At 70.9% G+C, this 22,703-nt stretch carries 20 protein-coding genes; 6 read left to right on the forward strand and 14 right to left on the reverse strand.

From position 1 onward, the window contains the following. Positions 1–163 precede the first annotated feature (163 nt). The 7 genes from CP983_RS06440 to CP983_RS06470 all read right to left on the reverse strand — a co-directional run bounded on the left by CP983_RS06440 (position 164) and on the right by CP983_RS06470 (position 7,233). The gene (locus CP983_RS06440; RefSeq protein WP_107908264.1) at positions 164–943 is read right to left on the reverse strand and encodes an ABC transporter ATP-binding protein; all 780 of its coding nucleotides are present in this window, start codon (positions 941–943) and stop codon (positions 164–166) included. Beyond that, complete coding sequence (locus CP983_RS06445; protein WP_107908263.1) at positions 936–1,865, reverse strand: ABC transporter permease; 930 nt, start codon at positions 1,863–1,865, stop codon at positions 936–938. Before CP983_RS06445 ends, CP983_RS06440 begins: the two co-directional genes overlap by 8 nt. Before the next feature lie 93 nt (positions 1,866–1,958). Continuing rightward, positions 1,959–2,831 (reverse strand): glycosyltransferase family 2 protein, encoded by an 873-nt coding sequence (locus tag CP983_RS06450; RefSeq protein ID WP_150506429.1) that lies wholly within the window; start codon positions 2,829–2,831, stop codon positions 1,959–1,961. Positions 2,832–2,836: 5 nt separating this feature from the next. Beyond that, a complete protein-coding gene (locus tag CP983_RS06455; protein ID WP_150498885.1) occupies positions 2,837–3,616 on the reverse strand; it encodes a CDP-alcohol phosphatidyltransferase family protein in 780 nt (259 codons plus the stop codon). Further along, positions 3,594–4,655: an iron-containing alcohol dehydrogenase family protein gene (locus tag CP983_RS06460; protein ID WP_107908262.1), complete on the reverse strand. Its 1,062-nt coding sequence runs from the start codon at positions 4,653–4,655 to the stop codon at positions 3,594–3,596. The genes CP983_RS06455 and CP983_RS06460 overlap by 23 nt, the downstream gene beginning before the upstream one ends. Continuing rightward, a complete protein-coding gene (locus tag CP983_RS06465; RefSeq protein WP_125525336.1) occupies positions 4,643–5,395 on the reverse strand; it encodes a phosphocholine cytidylyltransferase family protein in 753 nt (250 codons plus the stop codon). Before CP983_RS06465 ends, CP983_RS06460 begins: the two co-directional genes overlap by 13 nt. After that, positions 5,392–7,233, reverse strand: coding sequence for a DUF5941 domain-containing protein (locus CP983_RS06470; RefSeq protein ID WP_150498886.1), 1,842 nt, complete (start codon positions 7,231–7,233; stop codon positions 5,392–5,394). The genes CP983_RS06465 and CP983_RS06470 overlap by 4 nt, the downstream gene beginning before the upstream one ends. 280 nt (positions 7,234–7,513) lie before the next feature. On the opposite strand from CP983_RS06470, the gene galE reads away from it, so the two are divergent. The 3 genes from galE (at position 7,514) to idi (ending at position 10,391) form a co-directional block, all read left to right on the forward strand. Next, the gene (gene galE / locus CP983_RS06475; RefSeq protein WP_150498887.1) at positions 7,514–8,485 is read left to right on the forward strand and encodes a UDP-glucose 4-epimerase GalE; all 972 of its coding nucleotides are present in this window, start codon (positions 7,514–7,516) and stop codon (positions 8,483–8,485) included. A gap of 157 nt (positions 8,486–8,642) precedes the next feature. Beyond that, on the forward strand, positions 8,643–9,584 hold the full coding sequence (locus tag CP983_RS06480) for a cation diffusion facilitator family transporter (RefSeq protein ID WP_150498888.1): 942 nt from the start codon (positions 8,643–8,645) through the stop codon (positions 9,582–9,584). A gap of 213 nt (positions 9,585–9,797) precedes the next feature. Then, the gene (gene idi / locus CP983_RS06485) at positions 9,798–10,391 is read left to right on the forward strand and encodes an isopentenyl-diphosphate Delta-isomerase (protein ID WP_150498889.1); all 594 of its coding nucleotides are present in this window, start codon (positions 9,798–9,800) and stop codon (positions 10,389–10,391) included. Positions 10,392–10,496: 105 nt separating this feature from the next. On the opposite strand, the gene CP983_RS06490 is transcribed toward idi, so the two are convergent. Further along, a complete protein-coding gene (locus CP983_RS06490; RefSeq protein WP_125525340.1) occupies positions 10,497–11,006 on the reverse strand; it encodes an ATP-binding protein in 510 nt (169 codons plus the stop codon). Positions 11,007–11,180: 174 nt separating this feature from the next. Continuing rightward, positions 11,181–11,774, reverse strand: a complete 594-nt coding sequence (locus tag CP983_RS06495) for an HdeD family acid-resistance protein (protein WP_150498890.1) — start codon at positions 11,772–11,774, stop codon at positions 11,181–11,183. Positions 11,775–11,887: 113 nt separating this feature from the next. Between CP983_RS06495 and CP983_RS06500 the strand changes: the two genes are divergently transcribed. Then, complete coding sequence (locus CP983_RS06500; RefSeq protein WP_150498891.1) at positions 11,888–12,643, forward strand: enoyl-CoA hydratase/isomerase family protein; 756 nt, start codon at positions 11,888–11,890, stop codon at positions 12,641–12,643. Here CP983_RS06500 and CP983_RS06505 read toward each other — a convergent pair. Further along, positions 12,630–13,265 (reverse strand): DJ-1/PfpI family protein, encoded by a 636-nt coding sequence (locus CP983_RS06505; protein ID WP_107908257.1) that lies wholly within the window; start codon positions 13,263–13,265, stop codon positions 12,630–12,632. The two genes, CP983_RS06500 and CP983_RS06505, sit on opposite strands and share 14 nt — an antisense overlap. A 40-nt stretch (positions 13,266–13,305) precedes the next feature. After that, positions 13,306–14,265 carry a GlxA family transcriptional regulator gene (locus tag CP983_RS06510; RefSeq protein WP_150498892.1) on the reverse strand — a complete coding sequence of 320 codons (960 nt, stop codon included), beginning with the start codon at positions 14,263–14,265 and terminating at the stop codon, positions 13,306–13,308. A 113-nt stretch (positions 14,266–14,378) separates the two neighbouring features. Between CP983_RS06510 and CP983_RS06515 the strand changes: the two genes are divergently transcribed. Further along, positions 14,379–15,248 carry an SCO6745 family protein gene (locus tag CP983_RS06515; protein WP_167537663.1) on the forward strand — a complete coding sequence of 290 codons (870 nt, stop codon included), beginning with the start codon at positions 14,379–14,381 and terminating at the stop codon, positions 15,246–15,248. A gap of 272 nt (positions 15,249–15,520) precedes the next feature. Next, positions 15,521–17,935, forward strand: coding sequence for a Tex family protein (locus CP983_RS06520; RefSeq protein ID WP_150498893.1), 2,415 nt, complete (start codon positions 15,521–15,523; stop codon positions 17,933–17,935). A 99-nt stretch (positions 17,936–18,034) separates the two neighbouring features. Here the strand turns inward: CP983_RS06520 and CP983_RS06525 are convergent, their stop codons facing one another. The 3 genes from CP983_RS06525 to CP983_RS06535 form a co-directional block, all read right to left on the reverse strand. Further along, positions 18,035–19,675 (reverse strand): ABC-F family ATP-binding cassette domain-containing protein, encoded by a 1,641-nt coding sequence (locus CP983_RS06525; RefSeq protein ID WP_150498894.1) that lies wholly within the window; start codon positions 19,673–19,675, stop codon positions 18,035–18,037. Positions 19,676–19,720: 45 nt separating this feature from the next. Next, the gene (locus CP983_RS06530; RefSeq protein WP_150498895.1) at positions 19,721–20,743 is read right to left on the reverse strand and encodes an oxidoreductase; all 1,023 of its coding nucleotides are present in this window, start codon (positions 20,741–20,743) and stop codon (positions 19,721–19,723) included. Positions 20,744–20,913: 170 nt separating this feature from the next. Then, a complete protein-coding gene (locus tag CP983_RS06535; protein WP_150498896.1) occupies positions 20,914–22,617 on the reverse strand; it encodes a BCCT family transporter in 1,704 nt (567 codons plus the stop codon). Positions 22,618–22,703: the final 86 nt, after the last annotated feature.

A 22,703-nucleotide genomic window follows, 5' to 3' on the forward strand; every position in this document is an offset into this window, starting at 1 on the left:
GCCCGTGAGGGTGTCCTGCACATCACAACAACACACCGATTGGCGTCAAGATTCCTGGCGTTGGCCGGAGTTGACGTTTCCTTTGCAGACGCGGGCCCCGCCGGTGCAGTTCCGGCGGGGCCCCGGGAAGCTTGCTGGGCCGCACGGCCCATGTCCGGGTGGACTACTTGCCCGTGAACTTCTCGTACTCCTTGAGGACCTCGTCCGTCGGTCCGTCCATGCGCAGCTCGCCGCGTTCCAGCCAAAGGACGCGGTTGCAGGTGTCGCGGATCGACTTGTTGTTGTGGCTGACCAGGAACACCGTGCCGGCTTCCTTGCGCAGCTCACGGATGCGGTCCTCGGAGCGCTTCTGGAACTTGCGGTCGCCGGTGGCCAGCGCCTCGTCGATCATCAGGACGTCGTGGTCCTTGGCCGCCGCGATGGAGAAGCGCAGCCGGGCCGCCATGCCGGACGAGTAGGTGCGCATGGGCAGGGTGATGAAGTCGCCCTTCTCGTTGATGCCGGAGAAGTCGACGATCCCCTGGTAGCGCTCCTTGATCTGCTCGCGGGTCATGCCCATGGCGAGCCCGCCCAATATGACGTTGCGCTCGCCGGTGAGGTCGTTCATCAGGGCCGCGTTCACACCCAGCAGGGAGGGCTGGCCGTCGGTGTAGACCTTGCCGCTCTCCGGCGGGAGCAGGCCGGCGATGGCACGCAGCAGGGTGGACTTGCCGGAGCCGTTGGAACCGATGAGGCCGATGGCCTCGCCGCGGTAGGCGATGAAGGAGACGCCGCGCACGGCGTGCACCTTGCGTACGCCCCGCTCCTCGCCGCGCTTGACGATGCGGCTGAGGGCCGCGGTGGCGCTGCCCTTGCCGGACTTGGCGCCGTTGACGCGGTAGACGATGTGGAGCTCGTCCGCGATGACGGTGGGGATGTGCGCATCCGTCCTCTGCTCAGCCACGGCCGTACCTCTCCTCCGCCTTCCAGAAGTACACGAAGCCGCCGACCGCGAACAGCACGGCCCATCCGGCCGCCGCCGCCCAGACGTGGTCGGGCAGGTTCGAGGAGCCGTAGCCGTCGATCATGGCGAAGCGCATCAGGTCCATGTAGACCGCGGCCGGGTTCCACTGCAGGACGGTGGCGATCCACTCCGGCTTGTCCTTCAGCATGACCGGGATGGAGAACATCACGCCGGACGCGTACATCCACGTACGCATCACGAACGGCATCAGCTGGGCCAGGTCCGGGGTCTTCGAGCCGGCGCGGGCCATGATCAGGGCGAGGCCGGTGTTGAACAGGAACTGCAGGGCCAGCACCGGCAGGATCAGCACCCAGCTCAGCTTCGGGTAGCTGCCGAAGCCGATCGCCACGACGAACAGCACGATCATCGAGTACAGCAGTTGCTGGAGCTGCTGGAGCGCGAAGGAGATCGGGAGGGAGGCACGCGGGAAGTGCAGCGCGCGCACCAGGCCCAGGTTGCCCGAGATCGCGCGGACGCCCGCCATCACCGAGCTCTGCGTGAAGGTGAACACGAAGACGCCCGTGACCAGGAACGGGATGTAGACCTCGCGGGGCATGCCCCGGTCGGCCTCGAGGATCACGCCGAAGATGAAGAAGTACACGGCCGCGTTCAGCAGCGGGGTGGCCACCTGCCAGAGCTGGCCGAGCTTCGCCTGGCTGTACTGGGCGGTCAGCTTCGCCCGCGAGAACGCGAGGATGAAGTGCCGCCGGTCCCAGAGCTGGCGGACGTACTCGAACAGCGAGGGCCGGGCGCCGCTCACAGCGAGCCCGTACTTGGCGGCCAGCTGGGACGCCGTGAGTCCCTCGTCGGGCGACGGCGGCGCGCTCACCGCGACCGAGCCGTCGTGCGTTGTCTCACTCACCAGTTGAAACTTTCGTCTTCGAGATGCGCAGACTGTGCGGGTCTGGCATGAACCTGGGGCCGTCGGGCCCGGTCGCTCTCAGGGTCGAGCCTGTCAGATGACGGGTGGTCGGCCCAGTCGAGTCAGCCGCCACACCGTACGCCACTTCATGGGCCTGCGGGGACCGCACGAAGTGGACCAGCCTTCCCGGAATCCGCCGAACCATGCTCGCAGAGCGGGGCGGGAGGGGCGCCGGGCCAGGGTGAGGAGCAGCCAGACGCCGAGATAGACCGGGACAAGGGGGGCGGGGAGGTTGCGTCGGGCCAGCCAGACGCGGTTGCGGGCGACCATGCGGTGGTAGACCGCGTGCCGCGAGGGCGCGGTCGTCGGGTGGTACAGCACCATGTCGGACCGGTAGTCGATCATCCAGCCCGCGTCGAGGGCCCGCCATGCCAGGTCGGTTTCCTCGTGGGCGTAGAAGAACTCGTCCGGAAGCCCGCCGACCTCGGCGAAGACCTGGGTGCGCACGGCGTTGGCGCCGCCGAGGAAGGTGGTGACCCGGGAGGAGCGCATCGGGTCGGAGGCGCGCAGCCGGGGGACGTGGCGGCGCTGGGTGACACCGGTCTCGGGGTCGGCGATGCGGAAGCTGACGATGCCGAGCTTCGGGTCGGTCGAGAATGCCTCGCGGCACAGCTCGGCGGTGTCGTGGTGGGCGAGGAGGCCGTCGTCGTCGAGGAAGAGCAATATGTCGACGCCACGGCCGCTCGGGCCGAAGGCCTCGATGCCGACGTTGCGCCCGCCGGGGATGCCGAGGTTCTCGGGCAGCTCGATGGTGCGCACGCCCTCGGGGACGTCCGGCACCGGGGAGCCGTTGCCGACCACGACGACCTCGACCGCGTCGCCGTCCTGCTTGGCGACCGAGTCGAGCAGGGCGCGCAGCTCGTCGGGGCGGTTGCCCATGGTGATGATCACCGCGCCGACCTTCATGCCGTTCACTTCAGCCTGCTGGAGGCGAGGATGGACACGAGGTGCAGCAGGGTCTGGAGCAGCGCGATGCCGGCGAGCACGGCGACGCCGAGCCGGGAGAAGAACAGGTCGCCGCGGACCTGGTCGGCGATCGCCAGGACCAGGATGAGCAGCGACGCCTCGATGCCGAGGATCAGGCGGTGGAACTTCAGCAGGGCGGCGGCCTTGCGAGCCATGGCCATGCCGGAGGAGCGCATCTCGGACGCCGCCTCCTGGACCGGCGGCTTGCCGGCCTGGTGGCGGGCGACGCCGACGAGGTCGGTCTCGGCCTTGATCAGGATGGCGCCCAGCGCGGCCAGCGTGCCGAGGAAGGCCCACAGCCAGTCGATACGGCCGCTGCCCCACAGGTCGGCGGCGCGCAGGCCGAAGCCGACGAGCACGGCGGCGTCGGTGAGGTACGCGCCGACGCGGTCGAGGTAGACGCCGTTGAGGGAGTACTGCTTCTTCCAGCGCGCGATCTCGCCGTCGACGCAGTCGAGCAGCAGATACATCTGGACGCACACCACGCCCAGCACGGCCCCCGGGACCCCTGGCACCAGGAGCGCCGGGGCCGCGAGGACACCGAAGACGGTCATCAGGTACGTGAGCTGGTTGGGCGTGACCCTGGTGTTCACCAGGTAGCGGTCGACCCGCAGGGACACCTCGCGCATGTAGAGGCGTCCCATCCAGTGCTCACCGCTGCGCCGGTCCTTCACCCCCGCGGGGTGAACGACGGGGCGGAGTTCAGCTACCGATGGCCTTGACATAGTCGGCGTAGATGTCCTTGATCTGGTCGGTTGTCAGGTCGAGGTGTTCGAGGATCGTGTAGCGGCCGGGCCGGGTCTGCGGAGCGAACTCCACCGCGCGGACGAACTCGTCGTCCGAGAAGCCGATCTCCTCCGGCAGTACCGGCAGGCCGTGCCGGCGCAGCACCTCGGCCATGTGGGCCGACTCCTCGTGGGCTCCGCGCAGGTACATCGCGAACGCCGCGCCGAGCCCGCACTGCTCGCCGTGGGCGGCGGCGCGCCGGGGGTACAGCAGGTCGAAGGCGTGGTTGATCTCGTGGCACGCGCCGGAGGACGGACGGGAGTCGCCCGACACCGACATGGCGATGCCGCTGAGCACCAGCGCCTCGGCCAGGACCTGGAGGAAGTCGGTGTCCCCGATGCCGCCGGGGTGGCGCAGCACGGCCTCGCCGGCCTGCCGGGCGATCGCGGCGGCGAGGCCGTCGATCTTCTCGCCCTTGACCCGGTTGGCCAGCTCCCAGTCCGCGATGGCGGAGATGTTGGAGACGGCGTCACCGATGCCGGCCCGGACGAAGCGCACGGGGGCGTCGCGGATGACGTCGAGGTCGATGACGACGGCGATCGGGTTCGGCACTCCGTAGGAGCCGCGCCCGGCGTCGTTGTCGAGGGTGGCGACCGGCGAGCACAGGCCGTCGTGCGCGAGGTTCGTCGGTACGGCGACCAGCGGCAGGCCGACGCGCGCCGCGGCGAACTTGGCGCAGTCGATGATCTTGCCGCCGCCGAGCCCGACGACGGCGTCGTAGTGGCCGGCCCTTATGTCGCCGGCCAGCCGGACCGCGTCGTCGAGGGTGCCGCCGCCGACCTCGTACCAGGTGGCCCCGGGCAGTGCGGGAGCGAGCCGCTCCTTGAGCCGGGCACCGGAGCCGTTGCTGACCGCGACGGCCAGCTTGCCGGAGTGCGAGATCCGTTCGTCGGCGAGCACACCCGCCAGGTCGTCGAGAGCGCCCGGGCGGATGTCGACGACGACCGGCGAGGGGATCAGCCGGGTCAGTACTGGCATGCGATCTCCCGTCCCCGGGCGAGGTCGTCGTGGTTGTCGATCTCCACCCAGTCGACGTCGCCGATCGGCGCCACGTCGATGCGGAAGCCGCGGTTCACGAGCTCTTGGTAGCCGTGCTCGTAGAACTGCTGCGGGTCGGTCTCCCACACCGCCTTGAGGGCGTCGGCCAGCTCGGGGGCGGCGTCGCCCTCGATGAGGGTGACGCCGATGTACTCACCGGTGGCCTCGGCGGGGTCCATCAGCTTGGTGATCTTCGTCATGCCCTTGGCGGGGTCGACGACAACCTTCATCTCCTCGTCGGCGAGGCTCTTCACCGTGTCCAGGGCGAGGATGATCTTCTTGCCGTCGCCGCGGGCGGCGAGCAGCGTCTTCTCGACGGAGACCGGGTGCACGGTGTCGCCGTTGGCGAGGATCACGCCGTCCTTGAGGGCGTCACGGCCGCACCACAGGGAGTAGGCGTTGTTCCACTCCTCGGCCTTGTCGTTGTCGATGAGGGTGAGCTTGAGGCCGTACTTCGCCTCCAGCGCGGCCTTGCGCTCGTACACCGCTTCCTTGCGGTAGCCGACGATGACGGCGACCTCGGTCAGCCCGATCTCGGCGAAGTTGGCGAGCGTGAGGTCGAGGACCGTGGGCTCGCCCTCTATACCCGCAGGACCCACCGGCACCAGAGCCTTGGGAAGGCTGTCGGTGTAGGGGCGCAGACGCCGTCCGGCGCCGGCTGCCAGCACGAGGCCGATCATGCGGGTTCTCCTTCATCGTGTACGGCGGGCGCCCCGGAGGACACCCAGAAGCGGATGCTCTCGACGAGCACCACGAGCGCCACGGCCACGGCGAGGACCGTGAGCGCGACCTTGAACTGCGAGGCGGAGAGCACCGCGGCGAGGACGGTGACGAGCAGCGTCCGTCCTTCGTGCCCCCCGATGGCGCGCACCAGCCAGGCCGGGGGCGCTCCGGCGTTGCCGCGGATGCGGTACACCGTGTCGTAGTGATGGTAGGCGACGGCGGCCACCAGGCCGAAAGCCGCCGGAAGCACTCCGTTTACCCCGGCTTCAACCGCGAGCGCAAGGACGGTGCCGTATTCGGCGGCCCGGAAGAACGGCGGGACCAGCCAGTCGAGGGCGCCCTTGAGCGGCCGGGCGACGGCCACGGCCGAGGTCACGGCGTACACCAGCGCGGCCACCACCGGCCAGGGCCCGCCGAAGTCGGTGAGCGCGGCCGTCGCGACGACGACGGCGCCGCCGAGCAGGGCCACGGCGGGGACGGCGAAGGCCGGAAGGCGCCGGGCCCGGTTCTTCAGGGCACCCGCGAGGCCCTGGGCGAGCGGGCCGGAGTCCGCGAGGTCGGCGAGGGCCTCGGCGGCCCGGTCGGTGCGGCGGGCCTTGCGGGTCAGCGAGCGCAGCACGCGCCCGGCCGTCGTGTAGGTGGCGGCGAACGCGCAGCCGATGAGGAGCGCGTAGAAGGTGATGCGCGGCGTCGTGAACGCCGTCAGGATCGCGATCATCGCCCAGCGCTCGCCGATCGGCAGGACGATCATCCGGCGCACCCAGACCGTCCAGCCGACGCTGTCGAGCTTGTCGGAGAGGGCGGCCGTGGGGCTGGTGTTGGCGGTGGCGTCGTGGTTGGCCTCGTTGAAGGAGAAGTCCACGACGTGCCGGCAGGTCTGCAGGACCATCGCGCCGAGGGCGAGGGCCCATACGTCGTCGCCGCCCCGGGCCGCGCCGAGGGCGAGGCCGGCGTAGTAGGCGTACTCCTTGGCCCGGTCGAAGGTGGCGTCGAGCCAGGCTCCGAGCGTGGAGTACTGCAGGGAGTAGCGGGCGAGCTGGCCGTCCGTGCAGTCCAGGACGAAGGAGAAGATCAGCAGCAGGCCGGCCGCGACGAACCCGGGCCGGGTGCCGGTGGCCGCGCAGCCCGCCGCGACGAGCGCGGTGACCAGGGAGGCGGTGGTGACCTGGTTGGGGGTCAGGCCCCGTCGGGCACACCAGCGGGCGATGTAGCGGGAGTAGGGGCTGATGCAGTACGTCGTGAAGAAGCCGTCGCGGGCCTTCACGGCCGACTTCAGGCGTACGGCCTCGTCGTCGACGGACGCGACGGCCTGCCGCGCCTCGTTGCGGGCCTGCGGGTCGGCCGGTACGGCGGCGACCAGGCTGCCGAGCTCGGGGCGGTGGACGTCGGTGCCGTCGTCGTCGAGCGCGACGACGATGCGGTCGGCGAGGCTGTCCACGGCGACGGTGGCTCCCGCCTGGTCCGGCGACGCCGAGAACTCGGCTGCGCCGCCCGAGGAGTTCTCGCGGGCCATCGCCCGGGTCAGGGCCTGCCGGCCGGCCGGCTGCGCGGTCATCGCTCCCGGGATCGCCGCCAGCGGGAAGCGCGGGTCGGTCAGACCGAGGCGCAGCGCGTGCTGGTGGCCGACGAAGCGGGCGTCGACGAGGGCGACGCGCTGATCACCGGGTACCTGGGCGAGGAGCGTCTCGGTCTCGGCCGCGTCCGCGGCGACCCGCACGTCGTAGCCGAGGGACCGCAGATCGCCCTCGATCGACGAGCCGGGGACCGGCTGACCGGTGAGGATGGCGGTCGACAACCGAACTCACTCCCTGGGTGCCGGCATGTCCGCGCCGGTCGTGTACGTGGGTGGCAGCGCCTGTCGGCGGTGCGGCCGGGCGATGTGTCGGCAGAGGCTATCGGATGATTGGAAGCCAACGTTCACCGGCCGTTTGGCGAAGCGATCAACGTGGTTTGCCCGGCCCTCCGCCGCGATCATCATCAGGGATTCCGGGGTCCGCCCACAAACCCGAGCGCACAGAACGGGGCATCGAAGACATTGCGCAGCGCGCGAAAAGCTGCGCATAGGGTGGGCGACCATGACATGGCTGATCACAGGCGGAGCCGGCTACATCGGGGCACATGTGGCGCGTGCCATGACCGGCGCCGGGGAACGCGTGCTCGTACTGGACGACCTCTCGGCCGGGTACCCCGCGCGGCTCCCGGAGGACGTCCCGCTCGTCCAGGGTTCCTCGCTGGACGGTGACCTACTGAAGCGCGTGTTCGCCGAGCACTCGGTGACGGGTGTGGTGCATCTCGCGGCGCGCAAGCAGGTCGGTGAGTCCGTGGCGCAGCCCACGCGCTACTACCGGGAGAACGTGGGCGGTCTCACCACGCTCCTGGAGGCGGTCGCGGAGGCGGGTATCAAGCGGTTCCTGTTCTCGTCGTCCGCCGCCGTCTACGGCAACCCGGATGTGGACCTCATCACGGAGGACACCGAGTGCGCGCCCGTGAACCCGTACGGCGAGACCAAGCTCGCCGGGGAGTGGCTGGTGCGCGCGGCCGGCCGGGCACACGGGATCTCCACCGTTTGTCTGCGCTATTTCAACGTCGCCGGCGCCGCCTCGCCCGAGCTGGCCGACACGGGCGTCTTCAACATCGTCCCCATGGTCTTCGACCGGCTCACCCGCGGTGAGGCCCCGCGGATCTTCGGCGACGACTATCCGACGCCCGACGGCACCTGCGTCCGCGACTACATTCACGTCGCCGATCTCGCCGAGGCGCACCTTGCCGCGGCCCGGCGGCTGGGCGAGCCGGACGCGGGCGGCGATCTGACGGTCAACATCGGCAGCGGCGATGGCGTCTCGGTGCGCGAGCTGATCACCGTCATCGGCGAGGTGAGCGGCGACCGGCGCCCCGCCGTCGTCGAGCCCCGGCGCCCCGGGGACGCCCCGCGGGCGGTCGCCTCGGCCGCGCTCGCCGCCGAGCAGCTCGACTGGACGGCCCGGCGCGGGGTACGCGAGATGGTCGAGTCGGCGTGGGCGGGCTGGCAGCGGCACCACGGCCTCTGATCATGGGAAGCACCCTGACCTGCGGATCGTTTCCGCAGGTCAGGGCACATGACAACGGTGTTCAGTGCCGCGTTGCCGGATACCCCCCACCCGTAGTTCACTGTGATCCCGGGACGGAAATTCCGATCGTCCGACGGACACAGAAGGGCGGCCTTTCATGGGGGCTGGACACGACCACGGGCACGGGCACTCGCACGCGCCCCCGACCGGTACCGCGGCCGCCGCGTACCGCGGGAGGCTGCGCGTCGCGCTGGCGATCACGCTCGGCGTCATGGTGGTCCAGATCGTCGGCGGCGTCCTCGCGGACTCACTGGCCCTGATCGCCGACGCGGCGCACATGGCGACGGACGCGCTGGGACTGGGCATGGCCCTCCTCGCGATCCACTTCGCGAACCTCCCGGCGAGCACCAACCGCACCTTCGGCTACGCCCGCGCGGAGATCCTCGCCGCCCTCGCCAACTGTCTGCTCCTGCTGGGCGTCGGCGGTTACGTCCTCTACGAGGCGATCCAGCGGTTCTTCACGCCGGCTGAGACCGAGGGCGGCCTGATGATCGTGTTCGGTGCGATCGGCCTGGTCGCGAACATGATCTCGCTCACGCTGCTGATGCGGGGCCAGAAGGAGAGCCTGAACGTGCGCGGTGCCTTCCTGGAGGTCGCCGCCGACACCCTGGGCTCGCTCACGGTGCTGATCTCCGCCGCGGTGATCCTCACCACGGGCTGGCAGGCGGCCGACCCGATGGCCTCGCTGCTCATCGGCGTCATGATCGTGCCCCGCACCCTGAAGCTGCTGCGCGAGACCCTCGACGTCCTGCTGGAGTCGGCCCCCAAGGACGTCGACATGGCCCAGGTGCGGGCCCACATACTCGCCCTGGACGGGGTCGAGGACGTCCATGACCTGCACGCCTGGACGATCACGTCCGGCATGCCGGTGCTGTCGGCCCACGTGGTCGTGCGCTCCGACGTACTGAACGCGATCGGGCACGAGAAAATGCTGCACGAGCTCCAGGGCTGCCTCGGCGATCACTTCGACGTGGAGCACTGCACGTTCCAGCTGGAGCCGATCGGGCACGCCCAGCACGAGGCCCGGCTCTGCCACTGACACACGCGCATCACGGACACCCCTAAAACAACCGTACGGTCCGACAAGACGTCAGTACGGGCGGAATGCAGCTTTCCGGTGGTCCGTCGCGTCCTCGTGCTCACAGCCCCCTCTCCGACGGTTCCGTGCCCGCCGCGCCGGGCACGATCAACTGCCGGGAGTGCCGTGGGAGTACGGCACACTTGGGGCGCAAGACCGATGTGAAGGATGGGTATGCCGATCACACCTGCCACCACGACGCACAGTCCGTCGAACGGCACCGCTGACGCGATTTTGCTGGAGCTCGTCGACGAGAACGGTGTGACGATCGGCACCGCGGAGAAGCTCGCCGCCCATCAGCCGCCGGGACAGCTGCACCGCGCCTTCTCGGTGTTCCTCTTCGACGAGCAGGGCCGGCTGCTGCTCCAGCAGCGCGCGCTCGGCAAGTACCACTCCCCCGGCGTCTGGTCCAACACCTGCTGCGGCCACCCCTACCCCGGCGAGGCCCCGTTCGCGGCCGCGGCCCGGCGGACGTTCGAGGAGCTCGGCGTCTCCCCGTCACTGCTCGCCGAGGCGGGCACCGTCCGCTACAACCACCCGGACCCGGCCTCGGGTCTGGTGGAGCAGGAGTACAACCACCTCTTCGTCGGCATGGTGCAGTCCACGCTGCACCCGGACCCGGAGGAGGTCGGCGAGACGGCCTTCGTGACGCCGGCCGAGCTGGCCGAGCGCCACGCGAAGGACACCTTCTCGGCGTGGTTCATGACGGTGCTGGACTCGGCCCGTCCCGCGGTCCGCGAGCTGACGGGCCCGTCGGCCGGCTGGTGACCGTCCCGGGGGTGTCCCGCGGACGCGGGACGGTCCGGCGGACGCGGGACGGTCCGGCGGACGCGGGACGGTCCGGCGGACGCGGGACGGTCCGGCGGACACCCCCTAGGGCACGTGCACGGGCTTGAGCGGCACGGCGGCCCAGATCACCTTGCCGCCGCTCGCCGTGTGCTCGACGTCGCACACACCGCCCGCCTCCCGGGCCACCTCGCGCACCAGGAGCAGCCCCCGGCCGCCCGTCTGGCCGTGGTCGGCCTCCAGGGCGGTCGGGCGGTAGGGGTGGTTGTCCTCCACGGACACCCGCAGCCACTCGGCACCGACGGCGACCTCCACGGCGAGCATCGGCGACAGCAGCGCCGCGTGCCGGACGGCGTTCGTGACCAGCTCCGAGACGATCAGCAGCAGTCCCTGGACGAGGTCGTCCGAGACCGGTACGCCCTGGCGGTACAGCAGGTCCCGGACGGCGTGCCGGGCCTGCGGGACGGAGGCGTCCACCGCGGGGGCGGTGAACCTCCAGACGCCTTCGTAAGGCAGGGCATTCGGCGGCCGCGGATCGACGGGCTCGTTCGCGCCGTCTGCTGGGCGTGGGCCTGACCCGCGCCCGTGGTTCTCCATCGTCCGGTCGCCACCCTCGCGCTCGATTGTCACCACAACTCGAGTGTTGGTAACGCGCAGGTCCGGACCGTTGAACTGAACAGAAGTCAGCAGATATCGAGCGTTTCTGACCGTTGGCGTATGACGCGGTCAGTTGTGGGACCGCTCCTGTGCAGCTGGTGCAACCTTGGGGAACTATTCGGGTTGTACGGGTTTGCCGGCACCCTCGGAGACCATGCCGACGACCCGGCGGCCGCCGAAGCCGGTCGCGAGCAGGCCGAGCCCGTCGAAGAGCAGGGCGAGCGAGAAGAGCGTGCCCATCACATAGCGGCTGCTGGGCCAGACGCTCAGCACCAGGATGCCGAGGAACAGGTCGAAGGCACCCTGGAGCAGGGTCCAGCCCATCTGCGGCCCGCGCACCACCAGGCTGCCGGCCAGCCGGAACAGCCCGCCCGTCAGGAACAGAAGGGCACCGAACATGGCCAGCGCCTCTGCCGTCGCCTCCGGTCTGCGGATCACCACCACGCCGGCCGCGATGTTCAGTGCCGCGACCACCACGCCGAGCCAGAAGAAGTTGGTGCCGCGCGCCTGGACCGCGTGCAGCAGGCCGACGAGCCCGCCGACCAGCAGCAGCCAGCCGAACAGCAGCATCGTCGTCAGGGTCGCGAAGGCGGTGTACAGGAGCCCGATCACCCCGCCGATGACGAGCAGTACGCCGAGGGCGGCGAGCAGGCCGAAGCCGCGCTGGAGCTTCGCCGCCTCGCCCGTGGGCTTGGTGGACCTTGCCATCGGCGCCTCCTGGATCGTTCGTGTCCTTCTGCCCCTCTTCGAACCCTGGGTCGTGATCGACTTCATGGCCCTTCGTGATCGGCCGTTCGGCGCAAGCGGATAGCATCCGCCGCATGGAGCCCCAGCTGCTGCACGAGGTCACCGACTCGGTGGCCACCGTCGTCGTCCACCATCCGGCCAAGCGCAACGCGATGACGGCCGCGATGTGGCGCGCGCTGCCCCCGCTGCTGGACACACTGGCCGCCGACCCCGCCGTACGGGTCCTGGTGCTGACCGGTGAGGGCGGGACGTTCTGCGCGGGCGCCGACATCAGCACGCTGCAGGGGTCTCCCCAGGAGGCGCAAGAGCTGGCGGTGGCCGCCGAGGAGGCGCTGGCCGCGTTCCCGAAGCCGACGCTGGCCGCGATCCGGGGGCACTGTGTGGGCGGTGGTTCGCAGCTGGCGGCGGCCTGTGATCTGCGGTTCGCCGAGGAGGGGTCGCTGTTCGGGGTGACGCCGGCGAAGCTCGGGATCGTGTATCCGGCGTCCTCCACCCGGCGGCTGGTGTCGCTGGTGGGGCCGGCCGCGGCCAAGTACCTGCTGTTCTCGGGCGAGTTGATCGACGCGGCCCGGGCGCTGCGGACGGGCCTGGTGGACGAGGTGCTGCCGGAGGGCGAACTCGGCAAGCGGGTGGCGGACTTCACCCGGGTCCTGGCGTCGCGCTCGCAGCTCACGCAGGCCGCGGCGAAGGAGTTCGCGAACGGGCGCACGGACCGTGACGCGCACTGGACGGAGCAGGCGCGCGGAAGCGGCGACACCGCGGAGGGGGTCGCCGCGTTCCTGGAGCGCAGGCAGCCCCGGTTCACCTGGAGCGTGCCTACGCCAGGCTGAACCTGCTGTTCGTGCGGAACTCCTCGACGAGGTGCGCGGGCGCCTTCTGCGGCGATCCGGCGTCGTAGGGCGGCTGCGGATCGTACTCGGTCAGCAGCTGCACGGCCTGTGCGTGCTCGTCGCCGGCGATCTTCCCGACCAGGGCCAGGCCCATGTCGATGCCGGAGGAGACACCGGCCGCGGTGACGTACTTGCCGTCGGGCACGACCCGCTCGCCCGTGGGCTCGGCGCCGTACTGCGCCAGGAAATCGAGGGTGAGCCAGTGGGTCGTGGCGCGGCGGCCGTCGAGGAGGCCGGCGGCGGCGAGGAGCAGCGAGCCGGTGCAGACGGAGGTCGTCCAGGTGCTCGTGCCGTCGGCGGTCCGCAGCCAGTCCAGAAAGGTCTCGTTCTCGATCTGGGCGAACGTTCCGGGGCCGCCCGGCACCACGACGATGTCGGGACTCGGAACGTCGGCGAGGGCCTTGTCGGCCGTGATGGCCAGGAACCCGGTGTCGGCCCGCACGGGTCCCGCGGTCTCGGCGACGAAGACCACCTCCGCGTCCGGGAGCCGGCTCAGTGCCTCGTAGGGCCCCACGATGTCGAGGGCGGTGAATCGGTCGTAGAGGGCCATCGCGATCTGCATGGGTCTGCCTTTCGGTTGCGGTGCTGCTCGGTCGGTGGGTTCAGCGGGCGGGTGCCGGGCGGAACCGGCGGCGGTACTCGGCCGGGGCGGCGCCGAGGGCCCTGACGAAGGCCCGGCGCATGGCTTCCGGGGTGCCGTAGCCGCTGGCCCGGGAGATCTCCTCGACGCCGTCGGAGGTGTCCTCCAGGAGCCGGCGGGCGTGTTCGAGGCGGACCCGGTCGACGTACCTGCCGGGGGTCATGCCGGTCTCGGTCTGGAAGGCGCGGGCGAAGTGGCGCGGTGAGAGGCTCGCGCGGGTGGCGAGGGACTCGACGGTGAGGTCGGCGTCGGGGTGCTCGGTGATCCAGCGCTGGACGTCCCGCAAGGGCTCCCGCTGGGCGGTCTGGGCGGCGAGCTGGGCGCTGAACTGGGCCTGGTTCCCGGGCCGGCGCAGGAAGACGACGAGGTGGCGTGCGATGCCGAGGGCCACGTCCCGGCCCAGGTCCTCCTCGACCAGGGCGAGGGCGAGGTCGATGCCGGAGGTCACACCGGCGGAGGTGGCGACGTGTCCGTCGCGCACATAGATGGGGTCCGGGTCGACCTCGACGTCCGGGTGGTCGCGGGCGAGCTTGTCGCAGTACGCCCAGTGGGTCGTGGCGCGGCGGCCGTCCAGCAGGCCCGCGGCGGCGAGCAGGATCGCGCCGGTGCAGACGGAGACCAGCCGCTCGGCGCGGGGGCCGTGCTCGCGCAGCCAGCCGACCAGGGCGGGGTCCGGGGTGCGGGTGCCCTGGCCGCCGGGGACGACGAGGGTGTGCGCGTCGAGCGGGTCGTCGAGGGCCTGGTCCGGTACGAGGGTCAGGCCGCTGGAGGTGCGTACGGGAGCGCCGTCCAGGGAGGCGGTGCGGATGCGGTACGTGCCCGGAGCGTGCTGCTCGGCCCCCATGAAGACCTCGAGCGGCCCGGTGACATCGAGGCTCTGCACCGCGTCGAAGAGTACGAAGAGAACGGTTCGCTGCGCCATGCCTTCAATTCTTCGGCGCCTACGCGGTGGCCGCAATGACGGGCTCCCCACCTTTTCTGCCATCATGCGCTCGGACCCGAGCGACGTACCAAGCGGTTGGTAACCTGCCGGGCATGACTACTGCCGCCCTTGAGCCCCGTGCCGGCCGCCGCTGCCACAACATGCTCAACTCCCTGCACGCGACGTCGTACTTCGCTCCCGAGCTGGGCAGGGAACTGGCCGCTCTCGGGATCACGCACCCGAGGGCCGTCAACTTCGCGGTACGGGCCGCCGCGCTGGGGCCGGTCGGCGCGGGCGCGGTGACGGCGACGTTCTACAACTACAAGCACGAGCTGGTCGCCCGGCACGTCCCCGCCGTGTGGGCGATCGCCTCCCCCGAGGACGTGCTCGCGGCACGCGTGCGTGCGGTCGACTCGGCACTGCGGCGGCTGCTCGGCGAGGAGACTCCGGCGTCGGCGGAGATGACGGAGGCCGCGCAGCTCGCGCTGCGGGCGACCGAGGCGTGTTCGCGCAGCGCCCGGCCGTTGTACTCGGCGCACGCGGATCTGCCGGTGCCCGAGGAGCCGCATCTGGCGTTCTTCCATGCCACGACACTGCTGCGTGAGCACCGGGGAGACGGTCATCTCGCCGTGCTGATGGCTGCCGGGCTCGACGGCCTGGAGGCGGTGGTGACCCACACGGCGACCGGCAAGGGCATGACGCCGAAGTGGATCTTCTCCACGCGCGGTTGGACGCAGGAGGACTGGGACGCGGCGTCGGAGCGCCTGCGCGGGCGCGGTCTGCTGGACGCGGGCGGTGAACTGACGGACCAGGGCACTGCCTTGCGCAAGGAGATCGAGTCCGAGACGGACCGCCTGGACCGGGCGCCGTACGAGCACCTCGGGGCGGAGGGCGTCGCGCGGCTGACCGAGCTCGGGGCCGGGTTCGCGGGGGCCGCGGTGACGGCGGGGGCGTTCCCGGCCGATCTGCTCGGCAAGGGCTGAGGCGCGGATTCTCGCCCCCGCCGCCCCTACCCGTCCCTCCCCCAAGCTCTCGGCTTCGCTCGAGCAGGGGGGACCCCCATCCAGTGGCTCCGCCCCTTCAACCCCTGGGGCTGCCTCCCCAGACCCCGCTTCGGCCCGAACGGCCTCGTCCTCAAACGCCGGACGGGCTGAAATGCATGGCGCGACGGGCCGGGTTGGTGCCCTGATCCCCGGTTGTCGGTGTCACCTGCCACAATTGCCGCGCAACCTCAGTGAGAAGGCGGGACGGGATCGTGACGACACCCCTCGTAGGGTCCATCGAAGGCAGGATCGCCGCGGAGCTCGGCGTACGGGAGCGGCAGGTGAAGGCTGCCGTGGAGCTGCTCGACGGCGGTTCGACGGTGCCTTTCATCGCCCGCTACCGCAAGGAAGCGACCGAGATGCTCGACGACGCGCAGTTGCGCACGCTCGAGGAGCGGCTGCGCTATCTGCGTGAGCTGGAGGAGCGGCGGACGGCGATCCTCGACTCGGTGCGCGAGCAGGGCAAGCTGACCGAGGAGCTTCAGGCCCGGATCCGCGGCGCCGAGACCAAGGCGCGGCTCGAGGACATCTATCTGCCGTACAAGCCCAAGCGGCGGACCAAGGCGCAGATCGCCCGCGAGGCCGGCCTTGAGCCGCTGGCCGACGGGCTGCTCGGTGACGCGACGGTCGAGCCGCTGGCCGCGGCCGCCGCGTTCGTGGACGCCGACAAGGGCGTGGCCGATCCGCAGGCCGCCCTGGACGGCGCCCGGGCGATCCTGACGGAGCGCTTCTCGGAGGACGCCGACCTCATCGGCGAACTGCGTGAGCGCATGTGGGTGCGCGGGCGGCTGGCCGCGAAGGTCCGCGAGGGCAAGGAGGAGGCGGGCGCGAAGTTCGCCGACTACTTCGACTTCGCCGAGCCGTTCACGGAGCTGCCCTCGCACCGCATCCTGGCGATGCTGCGCGGCGAGAAGGAGGAGGTCCTCGACCTCGTCCTGGAGCCCGAGGAGCAGACCGACGGTCCTTCGTCGTACGAGGGGATCGTCGCCCACAAGTTCCAGATCGCCGACCGCGGGCGTCCCGCCGACAAGTGGCTGACGGACACGGTCCGCTGGGCCTGGCGGACCCGGATCCTCGTGCACCTCGGCATCGACCTCAGGCTGCGGCTGCGCACCGCCGCCGAGGACGAGGCGGTCGACGTGTTCGCGAAGAACCTCCGCGACCTGCTGCTCGCCGCCCCGGCCGGCACCCGCTCGACGCTGGGCCTGGACCCCGGTTTCCGCACGGGTGTGAAGGTCGCCGTCGTCGACGCCACCGGAAAGGTCGTGGCGACGGACGTCATCCACCCGCACGTCCCGGCGAACAAGTGGGACGAGGCGATCGCCAAGCTGGCGCGCCTGGCGAAGGAGCACGCGGTCGATCTGATCGCGATCGGCAACGGCACGGCGTCCCGCGAGACCGACAAGCTCGCCGGTGAACTGATCACCAAGTACCCCGAGTTGAAGCTCACCAAGGTGATGGTGTCCGAGGCAGGCGCCTCGGTGTACTCGGCGTCCGCCTTCGCCTCCCAGGAACTGCCCGACATGGACGTGTCGCTGCGCGGTGCCGTCTCGATCGCCCGCCGGCTCCAGGACCCGCTGGCCGAGCTGGTGAAGATCGACCCGAAGTCGATCGGCGTCGGCCAGTACCAGCACGACCTGTCCGAGGTGAAGCTGTCGCGCTCGCTGGACGCGGTGGTGGAGGACTGTGTGAACGGCGTCGGGGTCGACGTCAACACCGCCTCCGCGCCGCTGCTCGCCCGCGTCTCCGGCATCACCTCCGGGCTCGCCGAGAACATCGTGTCCCACCGGGACTCCAACGGCCCGTTCATGTCCCGCTCGCAGCTGAAGAACGTGGCGCGGCTCGGCCCGAAGGCGTACGAGCAGTGCGCGGGCTTCCTGCGCATCCGCGGCGGCGACGACCCGCTGGACGCCTCCAGCGTGCACCCGGAGGCCTATCCGGTGGTGCGGCGCATGGTGAAGACCTCGGGCCAGGAGGTGGCCTCACTCATCGGCAACACGGGCGTGCTGCGCTCGCTGAAGCCGAACGAGTTCGTGGACGAGACGTTCGGTCTGCCGACGGTCTCGGACATCCTCAAGGAGCTGGAGAAGCCCGGGCGCGACCCGCGGCCCGCCTTCAAGACGGCCACCTTCAAGGAGGGCGTGGAGAAGATCTCCGACCTGACGTCCGGGATGGTCCTGGAGGGCGTCGTGACGAACGTGGCGGCGTTCGGCGCGTTCATCGACGTCGGTGTCCACCAGGACGGTCTCGCGCATGTCTCCGCGCTGTCGAAGACGTTCGTCAAGGACCCGCGGGACGTCGTGAAGCCCGGTGACATCGTCAAGGTGAAGGTCCTCGACGTCGACATCCCGCGCAAGCGGATCTCTCTGACGCTCCGCCTCGACGACGAAGCCGCCGGCCAGGGCCAGCAGGGCGGGGGCGGCGGCGAGCGCCGTCAGCGCGGCGGGCGTCCGCCGCAGCAGCGGCAGGGCCGCGGCGGAGGCGGAGGCGGCGGTTCCCGTCAGGGCAGTGGCGGTTCCCGTCAGGGCGGTGGTGCTTCCCGTCAGGCGCCGCCGCCGGCCAACAGCGCCATGGCCGACGCGCTGCGCCGCGCGGGTCTGCTCGACCCGAAGAAGGGCAAGCGCTGACCCGACCCCCGAAAGGGGCGCCGACGCGACAAAGGGCCCGGCCCCTCCGGTACGACTCGGAGGGGCCGGGCCCTTTCGTGTGTGGGGCGACGGGGCGTTCTAGCGTTCCGTCACCTTGCCGTCGGCGACGTCCAGGCGGCGGGTGAGATGGACCGCGTCGAGCATGCGCCGGTCGTGGGTGACCAGGAGCAGCGTGCCCTCGTAGGCGTCCAGGGCCGACTCCAGCTGCTCGATGGCCGGCAGGTCGAGATGGTTGGTGGGCTCGTCCAGGACCAGCAGGTTGACGCCCCTGCCCTGGAGGAGGGCGAGGGCGGCGCGGGTCCGCTCGCCCGGCGAGAGGGTGGCGGCGGAACGCAGGACGTGGTCCCTCTTCAGGCCGAACTTGGCCAGGAGGGTGCGGACTTCGACCGGTTCGGTGTCGGGGACGGCCGCGCAGAAGGCGTCGAGCAGGGACTCCTCGCCGTGGAACAGCTTGCGGGCCTGGTCGACCTCGCCGATCAGCACGCCGGAGCCGAGCGACGCCTGGCCCGCGGTCAGCGGGACGCGGCCCAGCAGGGCGCCCAGCAGCGTGGACTTGCCCGCGCCGTTGGCGCCGGTGACGGCCACGCGGTCCGCCCAGTCGATCTGGAGGGAGACCGGGCCGAGGGTGAAGGCGCCGCGTCGTACCTCGGCGTCGCGCAGGGTCGCGACCACGGCGCCCGAGCGGGGCGCCGAGGCGATCTCCATGCGCAGTTCCCACTCCTTGCGGGGCTCCTCGACGACGTCCAGGCGCTCGATCATGCGCTGGGTCTGGCGGGCCTTGGCGGCCTGCTTCTCGCTGGCCTCGCTGCGGAACTTGCGGCCGATCTTGTCGTTGTCGTTGTTCGCCTTGCGCCGGGCGTTCTTGACGCCCTTGTCCATCCAGGAGCGCTGCATCTGGGCCCGGTCCTGGAGGGCGGCCTTCTTGTCGGCGTACTCCTCGTAGTCGTCGCGGGCGTGCCGGCGGGCCACGTCGCGCTCTTCGAGGTACGCCTCGTAGCCGCCGCCGTAGAGGTTGATCTGCCGCTGGGCGAGGTCGAGTTCGAGGACCTTGGTGACCGTGCGGGTGAGGAACTCGCGGTCGTGGCTGACGACCACCGTGCCGGCGCGCAGGCCGGAGACGAACGCCTCCAGGCGTTCCAGGCCGTCGAGGTCGAGGTCGTTGGTCGGCTCGTCCAGCAGGAAGACGTCGTAGCGGGACAGCAGCAGCGAGGCCAGTCCGGCGCGGGCCGCCTGGCCGCCGGACAGCGAGGTCATCGGCTGGTCCAGGTCCACGGCGAGGCCCAGCGAGTCGGCGGTCTCCTCCGCCCGCTCGTCGAGGTCGGCGCCGCCCAGGTCCAGCCAGCGCTCCAGGCTCGTGGCGTACGCGTCGTCCGCGCCCGGCGCCCCGTCCACGAGGGCCTGGGTCGCCTCGTCCATGGTCCGCTGGGCCTCGGCGACTCCGGTGCGGCGGGCCAGGAACTGCCGTACGGTCTCGCCGGGGCGCCGCTCCGGTTCCTGCGGGAGGTGACCGACGGTCGCCGTCGGCGGGGACAGCCGTAGCTCGCCCTCCTCCGGCGCGGTCAGCCCGGCGAGCAGGCGCAGCAGCGTGGACTTGCCCGCGCCGTTGGCCCCGACCAGGCCGATCACGTCTCCGGGTGCGACGACGAGGTCGAGCCCGCTGAACAGGGAGCGGTCACCGTGGCCGGCGGCGAGGTTCTTGGCGACGAGGGTGGCAGTCACAGAGGGCGATCCTAATCGCCCCGCCGGGCCCCGGGCACCTTCGTTTCATCTCGCCATCGCCTCCACCAGCACGCTCCCGGACGTCCTCGCCACGACGAACGACTCCCCCTTCACCGCCTTCGCGTCCAGCGTGATGCGGTGCCGGCCCGCCTCCAGGATGCCGTCGAAGACCTCGTGGGTGTGGGTGCGGTAGAGGCGGTCGAGGCGGTACGCGGTCAGACGTACCCGGCACGGCGAGGTGACCTCGACGCCGGCCTCGCCGTCGGCGGCGACGAGCCGGGTCAGGCGACGCTGTTCGACGGGGCTGCGGTCCAGGGCGTGTTCGATCTGCGCCACGAGCAGCGGCACGATCGGCGCGAGGCCGTCGACGTACGCCACCTCCACCCCGGCGTCGGTGAAGGCGCGGCGTACGGCGGCGCGCTGTTCCCCGCCGATGCCGCGGCCGAAGGCGACGGCGCCGTAGGCGCGCAGTTCGTCGGCGGGGACGTCGCCGAGTTCGTGGGTGATGTCGGCGCCGATGCCGATGGTGCGCAGGGCGGCGGCGAGCTTGGCGAGGAGGGCGACGCGGGCGCCGATGAGGAGCACCCGGCGGCGGGGTGCCTCCGCGGTGCCCTGGAGCAGGGCGCCCAGGGCCGCGCGGTACTCGGCGCCCTGGAAGCGGAAGGGGCCGATGCCGTGGTAGCCGTTGAGTTCCAGGTCGGCGTGTTCGTCGGTCTGCCAGGCGAAGTCCTGCCAGATGTAGTCGTCGTCCTCCTTGTCGATGACCGCGGTGACGGCGCCGCAGGCGAGGTCCGCGCATTCGGGGCAGCCGTAGATGACGTACCGCCCGCCCGGCAGCGGGGGTTCCGCCTCCAGCAGCAGGCTGCGGACCTGTGCGGTGAAGATGGCGGGCGGGACGTCGGAGGCGAGCGGGGAGACGGCGTCGAGGTCGGAGAGCTGGAACAGCAGCGGGCGTCCGTCGACGATGAAGTCCACGAAGTCCCGGTGCACCTGGAAGTCACCGTTGGCGAGGACGCCACCGGCACGCATCGCCGGTGCCAGGCCGAAGGTCGCGTACGCGGCAGACATGCTGTGAGTATCCCCAGAGCGGGACCGATATGAGCGCGGCATGACATATTCCGCTACGTCCCGGCATGCGAAACGGACAGGTGGCCGAGGTTGTCGCCGTAAAGAGGGGGCGTGAAGGCGCGCGGGGCGGAGGCGTTCCTACTCGCCTCCGCCCCGCGCGTGCGCGTCACTCAGACGTGGTCGTGCCCCAGCGGGTCGCCCTCCGCCTCGGTGCCCGCGCCCGGACCGATCTTGATCTCGAACTCGCCGTCGTACTCCTTGTGCCCGGCGATCACGGCGAGTTCGACGGCCTCGGAGCCCATCTCGCCGCGCACGATGACCGGGTCCCGGCGCAGATCGCGCATGAGGGCGAAGCACATGCCGATCATCACGAGCACGAACGGCGCGGCGGCCAGGATCGTGAGGTTCTGCAGGCCCGTGAGCGCGTCGCCCTGGCCGCTGCCGACGAGCAGCATGATGGCGGCGACGGCGCCGGTCACCACACCCCAGAACACCACGACGAACCGGCCGGGTTCGAGGGCGCCCTTCTGGGAGAGCGTGCCCATCACGATGGAGGCGGCGTCGGCCCCGGAGACGAAGAAGATGCCGACCAGGATCATCACGAGCAGGCTGGTGACCGTGGCGATGGGGAACTCCTGGAGCAGGCCGAAGAGTTGGCCCTCGGGCGTGTCCTCGCCGCCGAGCCCGCCGCCTTCCTTGACCTTCATGGCCGTACCGCCGAAGATCGCGAACCAGATGAGGCTGACGGTGCTGGGCACGAGGATGACGCCGCCGACGAACTGCCGGATGGTGCGGCCGCGGCTGATGCGGGCGATGAACATGCCGACGAAGGGCGTCCAGGAGATCCACCAGGCCCAGTAGAAGACCGTCCAGCTGCCCAGCCAGTCCGCGACGCCCTCGCCGCCGCTGGCCTCGGTGCGGCCGGCGAGCTGGGGCAGGTCACCGAGGTAGGCGAAGATCGACGTCGGCACCAGGTCGAGCACGATGATCGTGGGGCCCGCGATGAACACGAAGACCGCGAGGACCAGCGCCAGCACCATGTTGATGTTGGACAGCCACTGGATGCCACGCTCGATGCCGGAGATGGCCGAGGCGACGAACGCCAGCGTGAGCACGGCGATGATCGCGACGAGCAGGCCGGTGCTCACGTCGTCCATCCAGTCCAGCTCCCGGAAGCCGGAGCCGATCTGGAGCGCGCCGAGGCCGAGCGAGGCCGCGGAGCCGAAGACGGTGGCGATGATCGCGAGGATGTCGATCACCCGCCCGCCGGTGCCGTTGGCGTGCTTCTCACCGATCAGCGGGGTGAACACCGCGCTGATGGTCTGGCGGCGGCGTTTGCGGAAGGTGCTGTAGGCGATGGCCAGTCCCACCACCGCGTAGATCGCCCAGGGGTGCAGCGTCCAGTGGAAGAGGGTGGTGGCCATCGCCGTCTCCATGCGTTCCCCGGAGTTGGCGGGGTCCGTGCCGGGCGGCGGGGTCGTGTAGTGCGCGAGCGGCTCGCTGACGCCGTAGAACATCAGGCCGATGCCCATGCCGGCGCTGAACATCATCGCGACCCAAGACACCGTGCGGAACTCGGGCTCCTCGCCCTCGGCACCCAGGTGGATGCGGCCGTAGCGGCTGATGGCGAGCCACAGCGCGAAGACCACGAAACCGGAGGCGGCCAGCATGAAGGCCCAGCCGCCGTTGTGGATCAGGCCGTTGAGCATCTTGGTGGACACGCTCTCCAGCGAGTCCGTGCCTGCCCAGCCCCAGATCACGAACGCCAGCGTGATGGCGGCCGTGACCCCGAACACCACTTGATCGGTGTGGCGGCCGGAAGCGTCGGCATGACCTTCCGGGCCGCCACCCCTCTTCATCAGATCGTCTGTCATCAGCGGCACCTTCCCCTGGAACCCGTGGATACGCCGGTTTCCACGTCGTTTCCCAGGACCTACCACAGATCCCGCCGATCACAGCA

Source organism: Streptomyces chartreusis (genome assembly GCF_008704715.1).
Lineage (GTDB): Bacteria > Actinomycetota > Actinomycetes > Streptomycetales > Streptomycetaceae > Streptomyces > Streptomyces chartreusis.

Coding starts and splice junctions, on each gene's coding strand:
- CP983_RS06450 (WP_150506429.1), bottom strand. CDS start 2,831: ATGAAGGTCGGCGCGGTGATCATCACCATGGGCAACCGCCCCGACGAG.
- CP983_RS06455 (WP_150498885.1), bottom strand. CDS start 3,616: ATGTCAAGGCCATCGGTAGCTGAACTCCGCCCCGTCGTTCACCCCGCG.
- CP983_RS06460 (WP_107908262.1), bottom strand. CDS start 4,655: ATGCCAGTACTGACCCGGCTGATCCCCTCGCCGGTCGTCGTCGACATC.
- CP983_RS06465 (WP_125525336.1), bottom strand. CDS start 5,395: ATGATCGGCCTCGTGCTGGCAGCCGGCGCCGGACGGCGTCTGCGCCCC.
- galE (WP_150498887.1), top strand. CDS start 7,514: ATGACATGGCTGATCACAGGCGGAGCCGGCTACATCGGGGCACATGTG.
- CP983_RS06480 (WP_150498888.1), top strand. CDS start 8,643: ATGGGGGCTGGACACGACCACGGGCACGGGCACTCGCACGCGCCCCCG.
- idi (WP_150498889.1), top strand. CDS start 9,798: ATGCCGATCACACCTGCCACCACGACGCACAGTCCGTCGAACGGCACC.
- CP983_RS06490 (WP_125525340.1), bottom strand. CDS start 11,006: ATGGAGAACCACGGGCGCGGGTCAGGCCCACGCCCAGCAGACGGCGCG.
- CP983_RS06495 (WP_150498890.1), bottom strand. CDS start 11,774: ATGGCAAGGTCCACCAAGCCCACGGGCGAGGCGGCGAAGCTCCAGCGC.
- CP983_RS06500 (WP_150498891.1), top strand. CDS start 11,888: ATGGAGCCCCAGCTGCTGCACGAGGTCACCGACTCGGTGGCCACCGTC.
- CP983_RS06505 (WP_107908257.1), bottom strand. CDS start 13,265: ATGCAGATCGCGATGGCCCTCTACGACCGATTCACCGCCCTCGACATC.
- CP983_RS06510 (WP_150498892.1), bottom strand. CDS start 14,265: ATGGCGCAGCGAACCGTTCTCTTCGTACTCTTCGACGCGGTGCAGAGC.
- CP983_RS06515 (WP_167537663.1), top strand. CDS start 14,379: ATGACTACTGCCGCCCTTGAGCCCCGTGCCGGCCGCCGCTGCCACAAC.
- CP983_RS06530 (WP_150498895.1), bottom strand. CDS start 20,743: ATGTCTGCCGCGTACGCGACCTTCGGCCTGGCACCGGCGATGCGTGCC.
- CP983_RS06535 (WP_150498896.1), bottom strand. CDS start 22,617: ATGACAGACGATCTGATGAAGAGGGGTGGCGGCCCGGAAGGTCATGCC.